Raw genomic sequence first — 16,898 nt, 5'->3', positions numbered from 1 at the left:
CGAGAGGTGGAAAACGGATTATGGTTTATGTGGCGAACAAGGAACGTTACGCATCGATGAAGTATAACCGGGTTGGGCGCTCGGGGTTGAAAATCCCGGCGGTATCGCTCGGATTGTGGCATAACTTCGGAGGGATCGATTCCTTCGAGAACGGCCGAGCCTTGGTGAGACACGCCTTTGATCTGGGCATTACCCATTTCGATCTCGCGAACAACTACGGACCGCCTCCGGGGTCGGCGGAGGAGATGTTCGGATTGCTGCTGGCTTCCGACCTGAAGCCGTACCGGGACGAGCTCGTCATCTCGACGAAGGCGGGCTACTATATGTGGGAAGGGCCGTATGGGGAATGGGGCTCGCGCAAATATTTGCTGTCCAGCCTCGACCAGAGCCTGAAGCGGATGGGCCTCGACTATGTCGATATTTTCTACCATCACCGTCCCGATCCGGAGACGCCGCTGGAGGAAACGATGATGGCGCTCGATCATGCCGTACGCTCCGGCAAGGCGCTGTACGTCGGCATTTCCAACTATCGTGCGCCCGAGGCGAAGGAAGCGATTCGCATCCTGAAGGAGCTCGGTACGCCGCTGCTCATTCACCAGCCGCGCTACAGCATGTTCGACCGCTGGATGGAAGCCGAGCTGCAGGATGTGCTGGAAGAGGGCGGCGTCGGCTCCATCGTGTTCTCGCCGCTGGAGCAGGGGCTGCTGACGAACCGTTATCTGGGCGGCATTCCGCAGGATTCGCGGGCGGCGGGCGCATCGGTATTCCTGAATGAAGGGAATATCACCGCCGATAAGTTGGAAAAAGTGCGCAGACTGAACGAGCTCGCATCGGAGCGCGGGCAGACGTTGGCGCAGATGGCGCTGGCATGGGTGCTGCGCGGCGAGCGGGTGACGAGCGTGCTGATCGGGGCGAGCAAGGTCGCTCAGCTCGACGATAACGTTGCGATGCTGCAGCGGCTTGATTTCTCCGCGGACGAGTTGTCTCGGATTGAAGCGATTTTGAACTAGGATAAGAGTGGAGATTCTTGCACGAGATCAGAACGGGGGGCTTTCCTGACAAACTCTACTGTTTACGGGACGCCCCTAGACCTGAAATAACGTTATACCGCAATTACTTGGAGGAGAAAAGCAGCATGAATCATGCAGTAGCGAGAAGAGTAGAAGAGTTGGAGCGATTGGCCCCGCCGCTGACGGCCCAGCCCGACCTGGACTCATACTGGGACGAGGAGCTTAAGCGGTATGCGGCCAAACCGTTGAACGCGACAAGGACGCTCGTAGAGACGCCGATGGCGTTCATGGAGGCGTACGATGTTGCGTACGAAGGCTTCGACGAGACGCCGATTCGCGGCTGGTATTTGCTGCCGAAGTTTCCTCGCGGAGAAGAGCGCAAGCTTCCGTGCGTCGTGCTTTATCACGGCTATGGAGGCAGTCGCGGCTATCCGGAGGAGTACGCTTCTTATTTGCTGATGGGATTGGCGGTATTCGCCATCGACGTTCGCGGGCAGGCCGGAGAGACGGGCAACCTGATGCCGCAATCTTACGGTATGACGAGAGGGTGGCTGACGCAGGGCATATTGGATCGCGATACTTGCTATTATAAGGCGATTACTGTGGACGCACTCAAAGCGCTGGATTGGGCCTCCGAGCAGCCGGAGATCGATGCGGGTCGCATCTGCGCGATGGGCGGCAGCCAGGGCGGAGGGCTCGCGATGATTGCCGCGGCGCTGTCCGACAAGCCGGCGATCGCAGTTCCGCATATTCCGAATATGTGCCATATGGATTTCGGTATTTTGAACTCGGCGAGTTCGCTGACGGAGGCGGCTTCGTTCGTGGAGCGGTTCCCAGGCCATTTGGAGGCGGTGCTCCATACGCTTAGTTACTTCGACAACATGAACCTGGCGCACCGCATCCGCATTCCGGTGTTCGTCACCGTCGGCCTGAAGGACCCGGTGACGATGCCGGAGACGATCTACGCGGCGTACAACCGGATCGATGGGGATAAGCGCATCGTACCGTTTCCGTTTACCGGCCATGCGGTGACCGGGGAGATGCAGCGTCAGGCGCTGGAGTTCATCGCATCAAGGCTGCTTTAGTATCCCCGTTGATCACGCGGCCTTAGATCATACAGCTCCCTCGCTTGCCGAAGAATTCATGCGGACACGGTGTTTTAGCCTCCGCGCCCCGGCCTGGGCCCGGTCAAGGCACTTTCTTGGCCTTCGCGCCCCGGCCTCGGTTCCGCCAATTCCCCCCTAAAACATTCCGTACCCCTACCCTTGCCAAGTGCAAGCTCACGGTGCGAGAAAACAAGAGTTGTCCTACGCGGCGATTACTTGTCCACCTTGTCCTTGTACAGCTCCCGCATCACATGGCCAAGTTCCGGCACGACCAGGCGCGTCATCGCGAGACGGACAGCGCCGGTCGAGCCCGGCATCGAGAAGACGGCGGTCGCTCCGATCGTGCCGGCGATGGCGCGGGACAGAATGGCGGCTGAGCCGATGTCCTCGGCGAAGCTGAGATAGCGGAAAATTTCGCCGAAGCCCGGCATTTCCTTGTGCAGCTGATCGCGGACCGCCTCGAACGTCGTGTCCCTGCCTGCAATTCCCGTTCCCCCGTTAAGCAGAACGGCTTCAACAAGAGGATTGCCCGCGGCCTCCCGCAGCAGCGCGGAGATTCCGTCGTAGTCGTCCTTCACAATCGCGTAAGCAGCGATCGTATGTCCGCCTGCCTCTAGCAGCTCGCGGATGAGCTGTCCGCTCTTGTCCGTCTCCGGCGTGCGCGTGTCGGATACGGTAATGATGGAGCAAGCGACGCTGGCGGGAGCTTCCCGGCGGTGCTGCTCGGTTGAATTCGATGTCATGGAGAACGTTCCCCTTCCCTATCGGTTTCCTAGAAAATAACAGATATTCGACACGGAGACAAGCGAAAAGAGCAACCGGCGAGAGCTCGTCTAACGATTTTGCCAATGAGTATGAGTGTGAGTGTGAGTAGAGTACGAGCAAGGGGACATAACACAGTCTATAGAGGAACGGTTGCGCGCGATCGGATCAAGGGCTATTGTAGATTACAGACAGGAGCGGGGGCGAACTGGGCAAAGCTGCTGTGATGCGGAGAACGGGAGGAGTAAAAGAGAATGAAATATAAAACGGTAGGAAAGACGGGCATTCAAGTATCGGAGCTGTGCTTCGGCACGATGTCGTTCGGAGGCAATGCCGATCGCGAGACGTCCAAGCAATTGTTTCATCGTTGTCTGGACAAGGGAATCAACTTCTTCGACAGCGCGAACGTTTATAGCGACGGGGTGGCGGAAGAGATTCTCGGCGAATTGATCGCAGGCAGGCGGGACGAAGTGGTCATTACCTCCAAGGCCGGCTTCCCGTCCGGAACCGATCTCAACGCCCGGGGCTCCTCGCGTCGGCATCTGTTTTTGGCCGTGGAGCAGAGCTTGAAGCGGCTTAAGACCGACCGCATCGAGTTTTATTTTATCCATCGATTCGATTCGCTGACCTCGATCGAGGAGACCGTTCGTGCGTTGGACGACCTGCGCCGGCAAGGCAAAATTTTGTACCCGGCCGTCAGCAACTGGGCGGCCTGGCAGATCGCCAAAGCGCTTGGCGTTTCCGCCAAGGAGTGCCTGGCCGGCTTCGAGTTAATCCAGCCGATGTATAATCTCGTCAAGCGCCAGGCCGAGGTCGAGATTTTGCCGTTAGCGGAATCCGAGAAACTAGGCGTCATCAGCTACAGCCCCCTCGGGGGAGGGCTGCTGACCGGCAAATACGGCATCGGCAAACGGCCGGAAACCGGCAGACTGGTGGAGCAGAACAACTATACGAAGCGTTACGAAAATGAAACCTACTATGCGATCGCCCACAGGTTCTCCGCTTATGCGAGCGAGCGGGGCATCCATCCGGCTACGCTTGCGGTAGCGTGGGTGCTGAGTCATCCGGCGATTACGGCTCCGATTATCGGAGCGCGAAGCGTGGAGCAACTGGAGCCGTCGCTGGCGGCGGTAGATTTGGAATTCACCGAGGAATGGCGCAAGGAGATTACGGCGCTGTCGATCGATCCTCCGCTGGCGACGGATCGCAGCGAAGAGGCCGCGAACTGATTGCGCGAAAGGAGAAAGCAGCATGTTCGCCAAAGAAATCTACACCGGAACGAAGGAAGAAAATTACGGGACGTTGACGCGCCAATTGGAGCACCTCGTGAAGGACGAGCCGAATCTCATCGCTAATCTGGCCAACGCCTCGGCTCTGCTGAACCAATTTCTCGAAGAAATCAATTGGGTCGGTTTTTACTTGCTTGAGGGAGAGAAGGAGCTTGTACTGGGACCGTTCCAAGGACTGCCCGCGTGTATTCGCATCCCTCTCGGCAAAGGCGTGTGCGGGGCAGCGGCGCAGAAGGGAGAAACGATCGTCGTCGACGACGTGCACCAATATCCCGGCCACATCGCCTGCGATGCCGCTTCGAATTCGGAGATTGTTCTTCCTCTAAGGGATCGGAACGGACGCCTGATCGGGGTACTCGATATCGACAGCCCCCGCTTCTCCCGTTTCGACGAGGACGACGTCCGCGGCTTGAACCGATTCGTAGAAGCGCTTAGTTCCTATCTGTAACGGACAGGGAACCCCGTCTGCAAGCCCAAAAGAGGCTTCCCGCACGGCATCGGATGATGCGCGCGAGAAGCCACTTCGATTATTGCGGAGCTTGCTGCCCTTGATCTTGCTCTTTCGACGTTCCTTCCGCTTCCGAATCGAGCGGTTCCTCGGCGATCGGATCGGGGACGGCGGCGGTTGCCAATGGCCCCTTCGCCTCGGCTGGCTCCCTGACGAAGCGATCCACTATGACCGGCACGACCAGCGTTAAGACGTAAGCGAATGTCATCCACACCGCATAGGCGTGATGCTGTCCTTCGGTGAAAGAGGAGAATACCGAGTCCCGGTGCCAAACGACGAAAGCGTTCAGCAGCAATCCGATGACCGCAGCCGCATACCCGAATCGGGCCGCGGAGCCGCGCTCCTTGATAAGTCTTAGTCTGACGATCAAGGCTAGGCCGATCAGCAGCAGGAACGACAGCATTTCGAGCAGGAACAGCGAAGTTCCGAAATAAGCTTCTCCGACTTCAAGCAGGACCCAGTCCCCGAACAACAGAAAGAAAAGGGTCGGTACGGCCCACACCGCCAGGCCTAGTCCAGCAATAATCAGTCCCTGCCGCATCGTGATCTGTCCTTTCGCTACTTGTGTGGTCTGTCGTTCTGCCATGTATTCGACAGGGTCAAGCAAAATCCTTCCCGAAACGCCGAGCCTATGCCTAAAATGATCGACAGGCTTCCGGGAATGCCTTATGAACTAAGTTCTAGATCAATCGGTTTAAGGCACCAAGCTGCGCAGCACGGTCATCGACCCGTCCAGCGTGTAGCCGCCCAGATTGGCCGGGAGCAGGAAGCAGTCCCCGGATTTGGCGTCGACCAGGCCGTTCCCCCAGCCGATCGTACCGCTGCCTTCGCAGACGATGACGATGACGAAGCTGTCCGCCGTCGTCGACAGCGACCAAGGCCCGCGCACAATGCCCTTATCCGTCTTGAAATACGGCGATTTGGCCAGCGTCAGCCATTCGCCCGGCACGGCGGACGACGTATCCATACGCTCGGCTCCCGCGCCTTCATAAGCCGTTACGTTCAGCGAATCCTCGATATGCAGCTCGCGCGGCTTGCCGTCCAGACCCGGACGATCGTAATCGTACAGCCGGTACGTCGTATCGGAGTTTTGCTGAATTTCCGCCACGACGACGCCCGCGCACAGCGCATGCACCGTTCCGGCCGGAATGTAGAACGTGTCGCCCGCCTTGACGGATACCTCTTGCAAGCAGTCCATAATCCGGTTTTCCTCGATCGCTTGGGCCATCGCATCACGATCGACGCCCGGCTTCAGGCCGTAAATGATTTTCGCATCCGGCTTGGCGTCCAGCACGTACCACATTTCCGTCTTGCCGAGTTCGCCTTGCGGAAGCTTCTCGTACGTATCGTTCGGGTGAACCTGGATCGACAGGTCGTCATTGCAGTCGAGCAGCTTGATCAGCAGCGGAAAACGTCCGTTGCCGGAAGCGCCGCCCTTCGTCCCGAACCAGGCTTCGCCGACCGCTTCGCGGATCTCATCCAGACCTTTGCCCGCGAACGCTCCGTTCGTGACATGCGATACGCCGTTCGGGTGGTCGGCGATCATCCAGCCTTCGCCGATCGCGCCTGCGGGCACGTCGAAGCCGAACTTCTCCAGCGCGCGGCCTCCCCACACTCTTTCTTTGAATTCCGGTTTAAAATGCAGCGGATAAGGTTGTACGCTCATTTCGTTATAGCCTCCTAATAGTCGATTATCGTTTGGTTAATGCAATGAGATAAGGCGAAGCCGGCTTCTGCGGGAAACGATAGACAACGGTCTGAGCGGTCGTCTGCGGAAGCTCCGCCGCCCAAGCTTCAACGGCGTCCGCTTCGTCTTTGCCGCCTTCGTGGCCGGGGTAGACGACAACGGTAAGCGCTCCGCCGGGGCGCAGCAGACGGACCGCCGCTTCCAGCGCGGCCAGCGTCGTACCGGGCAGCGTGATTAGCGGGGAAGAGGCGCCGGGCAAGTAGCCGAGGTTGAACATCACCGCGGCTATGCGGCCGTGCAGCTCGGCGGGCAGCGCCGCCTCCATCGTCTCGTGGCCGGCCAGCACCAGCTCCGCCGGAGCAAGCGCTTTGCCGTCCGGCTCGCCCGCCAAGCGGCGGCGAGTGTTTTCCAGCGCCGCCGCCTGCACGTCGAAGGCGAATACCCGACCTCGCGGGCCGACGGATTGCGCCAGAAACAACGTATCCGAGCCGTTGCCGGCCGTCGCGTCCACGACGCAGTCGCCCGGCCCCGCGCGCTCCTTCACCCAGCGCTGCGCCTGACTAAGCACGGAGAGAAAACCCATGCGTTTCTAGCTCCTCCCAATCTTTGACTTGTCAGCTGTCACCTGAACGGCGAGAGCCAAAGGGGGCTGCCCGTATGGGACTTTTCCCCTCTCAGTCCATGTCCTGTCCTATCCGTTAAACGGCGAGGCCGAAGAGGTTACGTACGGGACGTCCCCTCCCAGGCTTTGCCCTGCCAGCTGTCGCGGCGGGTCAACTCGTCGTCGATGGCGTTCAGCACTTCCCATTTGCGCAGGCTCCACATCGGCCCGATCAGCAGATCGCGCGGGGCGTCTCCCGTCAAGCGGTGGACGATCATCTCCGGCGGAAGCAGCTCCAGCGAGTCGACGACGAGCGATACGTATTCGTCCATCTCGAGGAAACGCAGCAGCCCATCTTTCCACTGGCGCACCATCGGCGTTTTGCGCATGAGGTGGAGCAGGTGGATTTTAATGCCCTGCACGTCCATGCCGGCGACGGTTCGCACCGTATCCAGCATCATCTCCCGCGTCTCTCCCGGCAGGCCGTGAATAATGTGGGCGCACACGCGGATACCTCGTTCCCTCAGCCGCCGAACCGCATCGACGAAGCATTCCGTGTCGTGAGCACGGTTGATGAGCTGCGAGGTCGATTCATGGATCGTCTGAAGACCCATCTCAACCCATAAATAAGTGCGCTCGTTCAGCTCGGCCAAATAATCGACGACATCGTCCGGCAAGCAGTCCGGGCGGGTGGCGATGGACAATCCGACGACGCCGGGCTGCTCCAGAATGACCTCGTAGTATTCCCGCAGCGTCTTCACCGGAGCGTAGGTGTTCGTGTATGCCTGGAAGTAGCCGATATATTTCGCCTCCGGCCACTTCAAATGCTGACGGTCGCGTATTTGATTGAACTGGGATACGAGATCGTCGCGCCGGCTGCCGGCGAAATCTCCGGAGCCTCTCGTGCTGCAGAACGTGCAGCCGCCCGCGGCAATTGTGCCGTCCCGGTTAGGGCAAGTAAACCCGGCGTCGAGCATCACCTTGAAAATTTTCGTTCCGAACGTCTCGCGCATTTCGTAATTCCATGTATGAAATCTTTTGCCCGTCCAGAGCAGTGGAGCTCGTTGTTCCGTTTCGGTCATGTCCATCGTTGCATCCGTCCTTTGCAGAAGTCGGTATTAATTGTAGCGAATCTCGGGCCAAATTGCGAGAGCGGCTGTTATTGAAGGCAATCATTCATTCCGAATTCCGATTGATCGACCGCAGTTCGATTCCAAACAAACATTGAAATTCAGGCGGAAAACGGCAGCTTTAAACTTGAAATACCTAACATGGTGTGTTATATTGAGAGTGCGACAAATCAATGAAAAAACCTGACATCGCACCATTTTCTGCAGCCTAACTCATCATGTTCTCATATTCGGGCAAGCTGATAGCGAAGATCAAACTCGATTGGAGAGGTGAAGGCAATGAATACAGGCATACGGATTCCTCAAGGGGACGACACGGTAAAAGTGGAATTGACGGTAAAGGAAGTTTTGGCGCTGACAGGAGTAAAGTTCCCCAATAATCATAGCATTGAGATTTCCGCCAAGAAGAAGCTGAATCACGTAATCGAGGGCCACTATCTCGATGAGAGCAAGCAGGCGCATTAATTGAAGCGGAATACGCAATCAAAGGGTTGATTCCTATAATGTGGGAATCAGCTCTTTTTTTATTTGACTGGACTGTAACGGCTGCCTGAGGGCAGGGCGCTACAGTCCTTGCCGCATTTTCGGGGAGAATGCCCATTGACAGTCCGCTTACTCGCATGTATAGTTAATTACACAAGTAACTAACTGAATAACGTGGTGGTGAAAATATGTCATTTCCGATGGACGACAGCCGCCCTATCTTCGTACAGATTGCCGAGCGGGTGGAGAACGATATTCTGGAAGGGATTTTGCCGGAAGAGTCCCAAGTGCCCTCGATCAACCAGTTCGCGGCGTTCTACCAGATCAATCCGGCGACGGCTTTGAAAGGGATTAACCTGCTCGTAGATCAAGGCATTTTGTATAAAAAGCGAGGGATCGGGATGTTCGTGGCGACAGGAGTAAGAGAGATAATCGTTAACAAACGCAAAGAGCAGTTTTATGAGCAATACGTCGTATCGATGGTGAAAGAAGCGCATAAGCTCGGCATCACGGCTGAGCAGCTGACAGATATGATCAAGAGAGGGGCGAAGGAGCAATGACGACGATTGTCGAGGTAAAGGGATTGTCGAAGCATTACGGCAAAGTCAAAGCGGTGGATAATGTCAGCTTCAAGCTGGAGGAAGGCAAAATTTACGGTCTGCTCGGCAGAAACGGTGCGGGCAAGACGACGATTATGCATATGCTGACGGCGCAACTGTTCCGTACCTCCGGCGAGATGAAGGTGTTCGGCGAGGAGCCCTACGAGAACGAAAAGGTGCTGAAGCAAATTTGTTTTATCAAGGAAAGCCAGAAGTATCCCGAGACGTTCCGGGTGAAAGACGTGTTGAACGTAAGTCCGTTGTTTTTTCCGAATTGGGATAAGGAGCTTGCGCAGTCGCTTGTCGAGGACTTTCGGCTGCCTCTGAAGCGCAGAATGAAGAAGCTGTCGCGAGGAATGCTTTCCGCCGTCGGCATCGTCGTCGGTCTGGCGAGCAGAGCGCCGTTGACGATTTTCGACGAGCCTTATCTCGGTCTGGATGCGGTCGCGAGAAATTTGTTCTACGACAGATTGCTGGCGGATTACGGGGAACACCCGCGCACGATCATATTGTCCACGCATTTGATCGACGAGGTCAGTCAACTGCTGGAGCACGTTCTGGTCATCGACGCCGGCAAGCTGTTGCTTGACGAGGAAGCGGAGACGCTTAGAGGCAGCGCATCCAACGTCGTCGGGAGCGCGGCCAAGGTAGATGCGTTCCTGGCGGGCAAAAAGGTAATTCATCGCTCTCCGTTCGGGGGCTTGATGTCGGCGACGGTGCTGGGGCAGCTTAGCAAACAAGAGCGGCTGCTGGCAGCGGAGCAGGGGCTTGAGATCGGGCCGGTATCGCTGCAGCAGATGATTGTGCATATGACCGGCAGCAACGGCAATAACGAGGAGGCGGCGCAATGAACAGAGTGGCGGGAATTGTCAAAACACACTTGACGGATAAATTCTCCTGGCTCATACTCCCTTGGATTATTCTGGGATCGAGCTTTATTATAAATCTCATCATCGGAAGCTTGATCGGCGACGAGATCAAGACGGGAGGGCTGGCTTCCATCTTCGTCTACATGCTCGTTATCGGCATTGTCAGCGTCGGGCAGACGTTCCCGTTCCTGATCAGCTTCGGAGCCCGCAGAAAGGATTATTTCTTCGGGACAACGGCCACGGCCGCGCTAGTCTCCGTCGGCTCGGCGATTCTTCTCCTGTTGATCGGCTTTGTGGAGCGAGCGACGGATCACTGGGGCATCGGCTTGCATTTCTTTGACATTTCGTATTTTGCCGACGGTTCGCCGCTTGCGCAGATCTGGATTTTCTTCAGCGTGATGATGAATTTGTTTTTCTGCGGCTTTACCGTCGCCGCTATTTATCGCAAGGTGGGGCGCAACGGATTGTTCGGCGTGTTCATCGTACTGACGCTTGCGCTTACCTGCGCTTTCTATCTGATCACTTACTTCGATAATTGGAAGCCGATTCTGGACTGGTTTATGGGCACTTCGGTACTTGAGCTGGTAAACTGGCTGCTCGTTTCCACATTGATTTACATCGCCCTCTCCTACGGATTGCTCCGCAAAGCGTCGACATAAATGGCAAGAGGCTGTCCCATAAGCAGGTCAAGTTGCTCGGAAAGATAATCGACAATAAAGGTAAAAGGTGTATATACCTCCCTCCGATGCTATACGCTCCTGAAATCTCGAATTGGGAAACCCGCGATAGGGAAATTTCAGGAACGTATGAGGCAGTCTCCGGGAGGTATATACACCTTCCTTATTTATCGATCATCTTGAGCAACTCTGCTATTGGGACAGCCTCTTCGTCTTATCGATGAGCCGCGTGGAAAGCCAGAGAACAATCCGGATCAAGCGAACGAATACGGCGAATGACGGCTGCTTGTTCCATACGGCTTACCGTGCACAGCATCACTTTTTCTCCGCCCGATTCCCCGTTGTCCAGCACGATAACCTCTTTCCCGTAATCGCTCTGCAGCGTCTCGCGAATCTCATCCACGCATTCGCTCGTAATCCATACCATTCGCGTCAACGAGAAGCCGCTTAGCGCAAAATCGGAGCAGCGGTAGGCGAGCAGGAAGGCGATAATCGAATACATCGCTTCATCCCAACCGAACACAAAGCCGCCGGCGAACAGAACCGCTCCGTTAAACAACCAGTATCTACGGCTGATTCTTCTCGGGGTTTTCGCCTCCGAGGTCATCGCCCAGCCGTCCGCGGCGTCGAGGAAACCGCCGTAACGAAGCACGATGCCGATACCGAGGCCCAAGGCGATGCCGCCCGCCGCAGACGAAGCCAGCGTATGATCCATTGCGGCCGGAGCCGGGTGCAGGAAGAAGGCGCTAAGCGACAGAACGGCAAGTCCCGCAAACGTCAGCAGACGAGTCTGGGCATCCAGCTTGCGATACCGGAACATGATAAGCGGCAGATTAAGCAGAAACAGGAACAAGCCGAGACGCATTTCCGACAAATAAGAGAAGATGGCGGACGCCCCGGTCACCCCTCCGATCATCATATTGTGCGGGACAAGAAACAGCTCCAAGCCGACCGCGGATAAAATTGCTCCAAGCGTTACCCATGCAAGCCGGACGGAGATGCGCATGTGGGTCATGTCGATACTCCCCTTTTCATCCGATATAAAATTTTCAATGCTGCTTATACTTCGGCGGCAAGTCAAATAAACTTCCGCGCATACGCTGAAGCCTGAGAAAAATTTTATATCCGGACGTAGGTTGAGGTAAACTTTAGAGGCATTAGAAGGAGTTTGCGCAAGCCGGGCCAATGTAGAGAGCGCGAAGCGCTTGTGGCCGTCGGAAGCAAATGCGGCGAAACTACGTAAAGGTGAAGGTGAAAAACGACCAGCAGCAGAGCGGTAAAGAACACTTTGCCGTTCAAGGGAACGGATGTGCGTTTGGTCGCTTTGACGCTGTTAGGTACATCATGAGCGAGGGAGGAACTTTTGGAGGTTAGAAAGTTGTCGCCAATCGCGACGGTCGGCATACAAAGCAGAACGAAAGCGGCAAGTAGGATCAGAACGAACGATTTGTGGCGAAAAGGCTGTATCGTTGCGGTCATTTCCGTTCCTCCTTTCGTTTCCTGTTCTACCTATGATACCATACAAAATGCAGCATCCTCAATTCAGCCGGAGCAAGGAGCATACATATGAAAGTGAAACACGATCGCAGAGCGCACGTTTGGGCCTTATTGGCTGCGCTTTTATTTATAGTCGTCAGTTGGCTCGTTATTGAAGATAAGCTGTCGTCCTTTGATTCCGGGGTGATCGGCGTTGTCCAAGGGTGGGAATCGCCGTCGGTCACGCGAATCGCCGAGACGCTCAGCGCGATCGGTTCGACGATAGGCGTCATCGTAATCGTAGCGGTGGTAGGCATTTTATTGGCTGCGATGCTTGGACATCGCAAAGAGCTGGTGCTGTTCGGTTTTTCCGTGGGAGGAGCCGCTCTGCTGAACACGGTGCTCAAATCGACTTTCCAGAGGGAGCGTCCTACGCTGCACCGCCTGGCGGAGGAGACGGGGTACAGCTTTCCGAGCGGTCATTCGATGGCGGCATTCGCGCTTTACGGAGTTTTGGCGTTTTTGCTGTGGAGACATGTTAAGAGCAGGAAGGGGAGGCTGATCCTGATCGTGTCGGCCATACTGCTCGTAATTTCTATAGGCTTGAGCCGAATTTACCTTGGGGTTCACTATCCGAGCGATGTGCTGGCAGGCTACTTGGCAAGCATGGTCTGGCTTGGACTCGGAATCGAGCTGTTTCGCGGCTGGTTGGGAAGCTCCTCGAAGAGTTGAATAAACTTGATGCCACGAAGAAAAGCGGAAGTCCGGTTTCAGGGACTTCCGCTTTTGTTATGGTTAGCCGCTATTCGACAACGATAAATCCGGTCATCGAATCATGTCCTTGCCCGCACTGGATCGAGCAATGAAATTCATACTTTCCGGCTTTGTCGAGCTTAATTTCCGCGGTTTCGTTGTTTTTGAGCTTGACGTTCAAATCGCTGATTTCGATGCCATGCGCGCCTTGCGCATTTTCCAGCGTAAGCTTGAGCGTATCTCCGGTTTTGACGCGGATTTCCGCCGGTTCGAACTTCCAGTTGCTGGCCTTGATTGTAACGTCTTGGGTGGTCCCCCCCGCTCCCTCGGTAGCCGGAGTCGTCGGACTAACGGTTGGAGACGGAGAGGCGTTGTTGGCGCCGTTGTTGTTGCCTCCGCACGCTCCGAGCGCGAATAGCGCCGATAGTGCGACAAGAGCGATAATTCGTCGAGTCGTGTTCATTCGTGAATAGGCCTCCTTTATGATTCCTTTTCGTTAATATACCCACATTGCTCCCTTTACAACCGACGGCAGTTTGTTCACAATAGAATTCATTGAACGCTGAGCGGCCTAAGGACCGCAGGAGGATAACGGACAGATGAGACTTCGCGGCAGGAAAAGCATGAAGGAAGATTTGGAACGCCAGACGGATTTGATCGTATTCGAGCCCCGCAAGCTTAAGGGACGTTGGAACGAATTTTTCGACAACGATCGACCGATTCATATCGAATGCGGCATGGGCAAAGGCCAGTTCATCAGCCGGTGGAGCGTCAACAATCCGGACATTAACTATATCGGAATGGACATGTACGATGAACTGCTTAGTCGTGCGAGCGAGAAAGCGAGAGCGTTCTGGAAAAAGGAAAGAAATTCCGAGGTTGTGCCGAATTTGGCGCTTGTAAGAGGCAATGTCGAGTTTCTGGAGGAAATGTTCGAGGAGGGCGAGCTGGAGCGCATCTATTTGAATTTCAGCGATCCGTGGCCGAAGTCGAAGCATGGCAAGCGTCGGCTGACCCATCCGCGCTTCCTGATGAAATATAAGCAGGCGCTTAACGAGGTCGGGGAAATCCATTTCAAGACGGATTCGCTCAGCCTGTTCGAATTTTCCTTGAACAGCTTCTCCGACGTCGAACTGCAGATGCGCAACATCTCCCTCGACCTGCACCGCAGCGGCATTCGCGAAGATCTGGTGCTGACGGAGTACGAGGCCAAATTCATCGGGCAAGGCAAGCCGATCTATCGTCTGGAGGCGGTCATCGGCGACAAGGTTCGCGAGGAGCATCGCCGCCGCGTGGCGGACGAGCTGTAGAAGCAGCTTAGCCGGGGAACGACCAAGGATTTCGAATCGGAAGAGGAATAAGCCGAGTATCCGGCCAACAAAGAGAAAGGGCTGTCTCATAAGTAGAGTCGTACAAGATGATCGATCAAGAAAAAGTGCATGTTTCTCCTGGAGACTGCCTCATACGTTCCTGAAATCACCTTGTCACGGGTTAACCATTCCAAATTTCAGGAGCGTATAGCATCGTAAGGAGCTACATGCACGACAACCTCTATCGATCCTCCTTTCCTACGACTTTTTTACTTATGAGACAGCCCTCCGCTATTTTAAATCCAAATGGAAAGCAGCATGGCGGTAGAGGTTCCTAAGAGCGCACCGACGATCGTGTCGCTGGGGAAATGCAAGCCGAAATAGACTCGCGACAGCGCCACGCCGATGCCGATCGGCAGCAGCGTCGGAATGAGCAACGGTTCGGCCAGCATCCAAGGCGTCAGCATCGCGAACGCAGCCGTCGTATGCCCCGAAGGGAAGGAAGGGTCCTTGAGCGGACGGCGATTCGTATTGGCTTGCGGGAACACCTGATAAGGCCGAAGGCGGGGAGCGCTTCTCTTGGCAATGGAGACGGGAATATGGCTGAGCACGACGGAGGCGAGCGCGAGCCATCCAGTGCTGCTCCAAGGCTCCGGCGCGAAAATCGCGACCAGCAACGACAGGCTTAAGCTGAACGTCGCCCCGGCGATCAGCGACAGCGCGTGAAACAGCCAGTTCAGTGTGGAACGGTTCCATCGTATGTTAACGTACAGAAATAATGGACGTTCGACTTCCTGGAGCATGCGGTAGATCCGGCTCATGGACTCCATCTCCTTCAGTGCGGGAATGTCTTATCCGTTCTCAGCATAGCATACAATGCGAGTGTCACGGCTGTATTAAGTTTTTTTTAGTTTTACATTTCAGTGCGATGGGTAAACTTTCAAAGGGGAGATTTAGGTCTTCAGATAGAAAAAATGAGCAAATCGATGAAAATCGGTACTGAGCAAGAGGAATTTCTGTTGCGCTATCGGCTGACTCACCGCCATTACGGCATGCAGCGCGTAGAACGCTAAAATGGCGATCCTCCCGTTTTGACAAAAAGGAGCAAAGGCAACAAAATCAAGATTACCTCTTCGGAGGAAACAGACAAAGAGAAAAATAAAAAAGAGACAAAGAAAAAAGGGAATCGGGGGTACAACTGAATATGTTTAACAACGTTCTTTTGGCGATTCAAGCGCTAGCCGCGGCCATCGGCGTGTATCAGATTTTTCTGTCCTTTTTCGGTTGGTATCGAAGAAAAGAGCGGATCACGCACAAACCGACCAAGTCGTTCGCGCTCATCGTCGCCGCACACAACGAGGAAGCCGTAGTTGGCGCTTTGATCGAGAACCTGTTGAAAATGGACTATCCGCGCGAGCTGTTCGATATTTTCGTCATCTGCGACAACTGCACGGACGGTACGGCGGACATCGTTCGCAGCTACGAAGGCGTGTACGCCTGCGAGAGAACGAATCCGAACGAGCGGGGCAAAGGCTTCGCGATCGAGTGGATGCTGAAGGAGCTATGGAAAAATCCCCGCCAATACGATGCGATCGTCATGTTCGACGCCGACAACCTGGTGGCGACGAACTTCCTGGAATATATGAACGAGGATCTGTGCAACGGCTACCGTGTCGTGCAGGGCTACCTGGACACGAAAAACCCGCACGATTCCTGGATCAGCGCCGCCAACGGCATTACTTACTGGTTCTGCAATCGGCTCTGGCAGCTGCCGCGCTATAACCTGAAGCTGTCCAACTTCCTGGGCGGCACGGGCATGTGCTTTGAGACGAAGCTGCTGAAGGAGATGGGCTGGGGAGCGACGAGTCTTGTTGAAGATTTGGAGTTTACCGTCCGTTGTATCCAGAGGGGCATCTATCCGAAATTTAATTACGACGCGCGCGTCTACGACGAGAAGCCGATTACGTTCCGGGCGTCGGCCCGCCAGCGCTTGCGCTGGATGCAAGGACACTTCGACGTGTCGCGCCGGTACATGCTTCCGCTGCTGTGGCAGGGGATTCGTACGGGCAGCATCGTCAAGATCGACGCCGCTCTCTATATTTTCAACGCGTTTATTTACTTGATCGGCTTCCTTGTGACGTTGGCGCTCTGGTTCGATATGATGCTCCCGGGCGACCCGCACCTGACTTCCATCTATGCGAAAATGCCGCTCGGACTGTCGCTCACGATCGTGCTGTACGGTTATCTGCAATGTCCGATCGCGATGCTGATGGAGAAGGTCAACTGGCGCATGTATGTGAAGCTGCTGCTGTTCCCCGTATTCTTCCTGTCCTGGTGGCCGATCGCGTTCTATGCGTTCTTCACTCAGAACAACAAGACGTGGAGCCATACGCAGCATACGCGCGTCATTCGCTTGGAAGAAGTTCAGGGCAAACAGATGTAATCCGCTTGCATGGCTTGGTAAGGGAATGCTAACAAGGCTAAGCTGGAAAATGCAAATCGGAATGTTGACATTCTGCGGCGGGCGTGGTAAAGTGGTCGTTGTGACTGTTTATGCAAATTAATCAGCACGCGCAAGCAGAAGCGCCCGCTTCTCACCCGATCGGCTATAGCTGACGGGTTCAGCGTAGCCGACGAT

General features: G+C 55.5%; 20 protein-coding genes. 11 read left to right on the top strand and 9 right to left on the bottom strand.

Translation table 11 applies throughout. The annotated features are described in order from the left end of the window. Window positions 1–20 precede the first annotated feature (20 nt). Both mgrA and J4772_RS08465 read left to right on the top strand, forming a co-directional pair. Window positions 21–1,010, top strand: a complete 990-nt coding sequence (mgrA, locus tag J4772_RS08470; RefSeq protein ID WP_209074874.1) for an L-glyceraldehyde 3-phosphate reductase — start codon at window positions 21–23, stop codon at window positions 1,008–1,010. A 125-nt stretch (window positions 1,011–1,135) separates the two neighbouring features. Beyond that, window positions 1,136–2,095, top strand: coding sequence for an acetylxylan esterase (locus J4772_RS08465; RefSeq protein WP_209074873.1), 960 nt, complete (start codon window positions 1,136–1,138; stop codon window positions 2,093–2,095). A gap of 233 nt (window positions 2,096–2,328) precedes the next feature. On the opposite strand, the gene J4772_RS08460 is transcribed toward J4772_RS08465, so the two are convergent. Further along, window positions 2,329–2,859, bottom strand: coding sequence for a MogA/MoaB family molybdenum cofactor biosynthesis protein (locus J4772_RS08460; protein ID WP_209074872.1), 531 nt, complete (start codon window positions 2,857–2,859; stop codon window positions 2,329–2,331). Window positions 2,860–3,132: 273 nt separating this feature from the next. Between J4772_RS08460 and J4772_RS08455 the strand changes: the two genes are divergently transcribed. Continuing rightward, the gene (locus tag J4772_RS08455) at window positions 3,133–4,107 is read left to right on the top strand and encodes an aldo/keto reductase (protein ID WP_209074871.1); all 975 of its coding nucleotides are present in this window, start codon (window positions 3,133–3,135) and stop codon (window positions 4,105–4,107) included. 22 nt (window positions 4,108–4,129) lie between these two features. Then, window positions 4,130–4,615, top strand: coding sequence for a GAF domain-containing protein (locus tag J4772_RS08450; RefSeq protein WP_209074870.1), 486 nt, complete (start codon window positions 4,130–4,132; stop codon window positions 4,613–4,615). 79 nt (window positions 4,616–4,694) lie between these two features. On the opposite strand, the gene J4772_RS08445 is transcribed toward J4772_RS08450, so the two are convergent. The 4 genes from J4772_RS08445 to J4772_RS08430 all read right to left on the bottom strand — a co-directional run bounded on the left by J4772_RS08445 (window position 4,695) and on the right by J4772_RS08430 (window position 8,051). Then, on the bottom strand, window positions 4,695–5,216 hold the full coding sequence (locus J4772_RS08445; RefSeq protein WP_209074869.1) for a hypothetical protein: 522 nt from the start codon (window positions 5,214–5,216) through the stop codon (window positions 4,695–4,697). Between the two features lie 153 nt (window positions 5,217–5,369). Next, window positions 5,370–6,341 carry a type I phosphomannose isomerase catalytic subunit gene (locus J4772_RS08440; RefSeq protein WP_209074868.1) on the bottom strand — a complete coding sequence of 324 codons (972 nt, stop codon included), beginning with the start codon at window positions 6,339–6,341 and terminating at the stop codon, window positions 5,370–5,372. Window positions 6,342–6,366: 25 nt separating this feature from the next. Further along, window positions 6,367–6,945, bottom strand: coding sequence for a tRNA 5-(aminomethyl)-2-thiouridylate-methyltransferase MnmM (locus tag J4772_RS08435; RefSeq protein ID WP_209074867.1), 579 nt, complete (start codon window positions 6,943–6,945; stop codon window positions 6,367–6,369). A 137-nt stretch (window positions 6,946–7,082) separates the two neighbouring features. Further along, window positions 7,083–8,051, bottom strand: a complete 969-nt coding sequence (locus tag J4772_RS08430; RefSeq protein WP_371822836.1) for a tRNA modification radical SAM protein MnmL/YtqA — start codon at window positions 8,049–8,051, stop codon at window positions 7,083–7,085. Window positions 8,052–8,372: 321 nt separating this feature from the next. Here J4772_RS08430 and J4772_RS08425 point away from each other — a divergent pair, with 321 nt between their 5' ends. From J4772_RS08425 to J4772_RS08410, 4 genes are all read left to right on the top strand, one after another. Beyond that, window positions 8,373–8,558: a hypothetical protein gene (locus J4772_RS08425; RefSeq protein WP_116062628.1), complete on the top strand. Its 186-nt coding sequence runs from the start codon at window positions 8,373–8,375 to the stop codon at window positions 8,556–8,558. Between the two features lie 206 nt (window positions 8,559–8,764). Further along, window positions 8,765–9,136 (top strand): GntR family transcriptional regulator, encoded by a 372-nt coding sequence (locus J4772_RS08420; protein WP_209074866.1) that lies wholly within the window; start codon window positions 8,765–8,767, stop codon window positions 9,134–9,136. Continuing rightward, on the top strand, window positions 9,133–10,026 hold the full coding sequence (locus J4772_RS08415) for an ABC transporter ATP-binding protein (RefSeq protein WP_116062632.1): 894 nt from the start codon (window positions 9,133–9,135) through the stop codon (window positions 10,024–10,026). Before J4772_RS08420 ends, J4772_RS08415 begins: the two co-directional genes overlap by 4 nt. Further along, window positions 10,023–10,703, top strand: a complete 681-nt coding sequence (locus tag J4772_RS08410) for a hypothetical protein (protein ID WP_209074865.1) — start codon at window positions 10,023–10,025, stop codon at window positions 10,701–10,703. The genes J4772_RS08415 and J4772_RS08410 overlap by 4 nt, the downstream gene beginning before the upstream one ends. 232 nt (window positions 10,704–10,935) lie before the next feature. Here the strand turns inward: J4772_RS08410 and J4772_RS08405 are convergent, their stop codons facing one another. Both J4772_RS08405 and J4772_RS08400 read right to left on the bottom strand, forming a co-directional pair. Next, window positions 10,936–11,736: a YitT family protein gene (locus J4772_RS08405; RefSeq protein WP_209074864.1), complete on the bottom strand. Its 801-nt coding sequence runs from the start codon at window positions 11,734–11,736 to the stop codon at window positions 10,936–10,938. Between the two features lie 104 nt (window positions 11,737–11,840). After that, the gene (locus J4772_RS08400; protein ID WP_116062635.1) at window positions 11,841–12,200 is read right to left on the bottom strand and encodes a hypothetical protein; all 360 of its coding nucleotides are present in this window, start codon (window positions 12,198–12,200) and stop codon (window positions 11,841–11,843) included. Between the two features lie 87 nt (window positions 12,201–12,287). Here J4772_RS08400 and J4772_RS08395 point away from each other — a divergent pair, with 87 nt between their 5' ends. Next, entirely contained in the window at window positions 12,288–12,929 is a 642-nt protein-coding gene (locus J4772_RS08395) for a phosphatase PAP2 family protein (protein ID WP_209074863.1), read from the top strand. 70 nt (window positions 12,930–12,999) lie between these two features. Here the strand turns inward: J4772_RS08395 and J4772_RS08390 are convergent, their stop codons facing one another. Continuing rightward, window positions 13,000–13,413, bottom strand: coding sequence for a cupredoxin domain-containing protein (locus tag J4772_RS08390; protein ID WP_116062637.1), 414 nt, complete (start codon window positions 13,411–13,413; stop codon window positions 13,000–13,002). 136 nt (window positions 13,414–13,549) lie between these two features. Between J4772_RS08390 and trmB the strand changes: the two genes are divergently transcribed. Beyond that, entirely contained in the window at window positions 13,550–14,260 is a 711-nt protein-coding gene (gene trmB, locus J4772_RS08385) for a tRNA (guanosine(46)-N7)-methyltransferase TrmB (RefSeq protein WP_209074862.1), read from the top strand. Window positions 14,261–14,556: 296 nt separating this feature from the next. Here the strand turns inward: trmB and J4772_RS08380 are convergent, their stop codons facing one another. Continuing rightward, window positions 14,557–15,081 (bottom strand): phosphatase PAP2 family protein, encoded by a 525-nt coding sequence (locus tag J4772_RS08380; protein WP_116062639.1) that lies wholly within the window; start codon window positions 15,079–15,081, stop codon window positions 14,557–14,559. Window positions 15,082–15,464: 383 nt separating this feature from the next. Here J4772_RS08380 and J4772_RS08375 point away from each other — a divergent pair, with 383 nt between their 5' ends. After that, the gene (locus J4772_RS08375; RefSeq protein WP_116062640.1) at window positions 15,465–16,703 is read left to right on the top strand and encodes a glycosyltransferase family 2 protein; all 1,239 of its coding nucleotides are present in this window, start codon (window positions 15,465–15,467) and stop codon (window positions 16,701–16,703) included. The last annotated feature ends 195 nt before the right edge of the window (window positions 16,704–16,898 follow it).

The organism is Cohnella sp. LGH (genome assembly GCF_017671885.1).
Classification (GTDB): domain Bacteria; phylum Bacillota; class Bacilli; order Paenibacillales; family Paenibacillaceae; genus Cohnella; species Cohnella phaseoli.
This window is presented reverse-complemented; position numbering and strand designations above follow the sequence as displayed.

Coding starts and splice junctions, on each gene's coding strand:
- J4772_RS08410 (WP_209074865.1), top strand. CDS start 10,023: ATGAACAGAGTGGCGGGAATTGTCAAAACACACTTGACGGATAAATTC.
- J4772_RS08450 (WP_209074870.1), top strand. CDS start 4,130: ATGTTCGCCAAAGAAATCTACACCGGAACGAAGGAAGAAAATTACGGG.
- J4772_RS08400 (WP_116062635.1), bottom strand. CDS start 12,200: ATGACCGCAACGATACAGCCTTTTCGCCACAAATCGTTCGTTCTGATC.
- J4772_RS08465 (WP_209074873.1), top strand. CDS start 1,136: ATGAATCATGCAGTAGCGAGAAGAGTAGAAGAGTTGGAGCGATTGGCC.
- J4772_RS08390 (WP_116062637.1), bottom strand. CDS start 13,413: ATGAACACGACTCGACGAATTATCGCTCTTGTCGCACTATCGGCGCTA.
- J4772_RS08430 (WP_371822836.1), bottom strand. CDS start 8,051: ATGGACATGACCGAAACGGAACAACGAGCTCCACTGCTCTGGACGGGC.
- J4772_RS08375 (WP_116062640.1), top strand. CDS start 15,465: ATGTTTAACAACGTTCTTTTGGCGATTCAAGCGCTAGCCGCGGCCATC.
- J4772_RS08395 (WP_209074863.1), top strand. CDS start 12,288: ATGAAAGTGAAACACGATCGCAGAGCGCACGTTTGGGCCTTATTGGCT.
- mgrA (WP_209074874.1), top strand. CDS start 21: ATGGTTTATGTGGCGAACAAGGAACGTTACGCATCGATGAAGTATAAC.
- J4772_RS08405 (WP_209074864.1), bottom strand. CDS start 11,736: ATGACCCACATGCGCATCTCCGTCCGGCTTGCATGGGTAACGCTTGGA.
- J4772_RS08380 (WP_116062639.1), bottom strand. CDS start 15,081: ATGAGCCGGATCTACCGCATGCTCCAGGAAGTCGAACGTCCATTATTT.
- trmB (WP_209074862.1), top strand. CDS start 13,550: ATGAGACTTCGCGGCAGGAAAAGCATGAAGGAAGATTTGGAACGCCAG.
- J4772_RS08425 (WP_116062628.1), top strand. CDS start 8,373: ATGAATACAGGCATACGGATTCCTCAAGGGGACGACACGGTAAAAGTG.
- J4772_RS08460 (WP_209074872.1), bottom strand. CDS start 2,859: ATGACATCGAATTCAACCGAGCAGCACCGCCGGGAAGCTCCCGCCAGC.
- J4772_RS08415 (WP_116062632.1), top strand. CDS start 9,133: ATGACGACGATTGTCGAGGTAAAGGGATTGTCGAAGCATTACGGCAAA.
- J4772_RS08440 (WP_209074868.1), bottom strand. CDS start 6,341: ATGAGCGTACAACCTTATCCGCTGCATTTTAAACCGGAATTCAAAGAA.
- J4772_RS08445 (WP_209074869.1), bottom strand. CDS start 5,216: ATGCGGCAGGGACTGATTATTGCTGGACTAGGCCTGGCGGTGTGGGCC.
- J4772_RS08455 (WP_209074871.1), top strand. CDS start 3,133: ATGAAATATAAAACGGTAGGAAAGACGGGCATTCAAGTATCGGAGCTG.
- J4772_RS08435 (WP_209074867.1), bottom strand. CDS start 6,945: ATGGGTTTTCTCTCCGTGCTTAGTCAGGCGCAGCGCTGGGTGAAGGAG.
- J4772_RS08420 (WP_209074866.1), top strand. CDS start 8,765: ATGTCATTTCCGATGGACGACAGCCGCCCTATCTTCGTACAGATTGCC.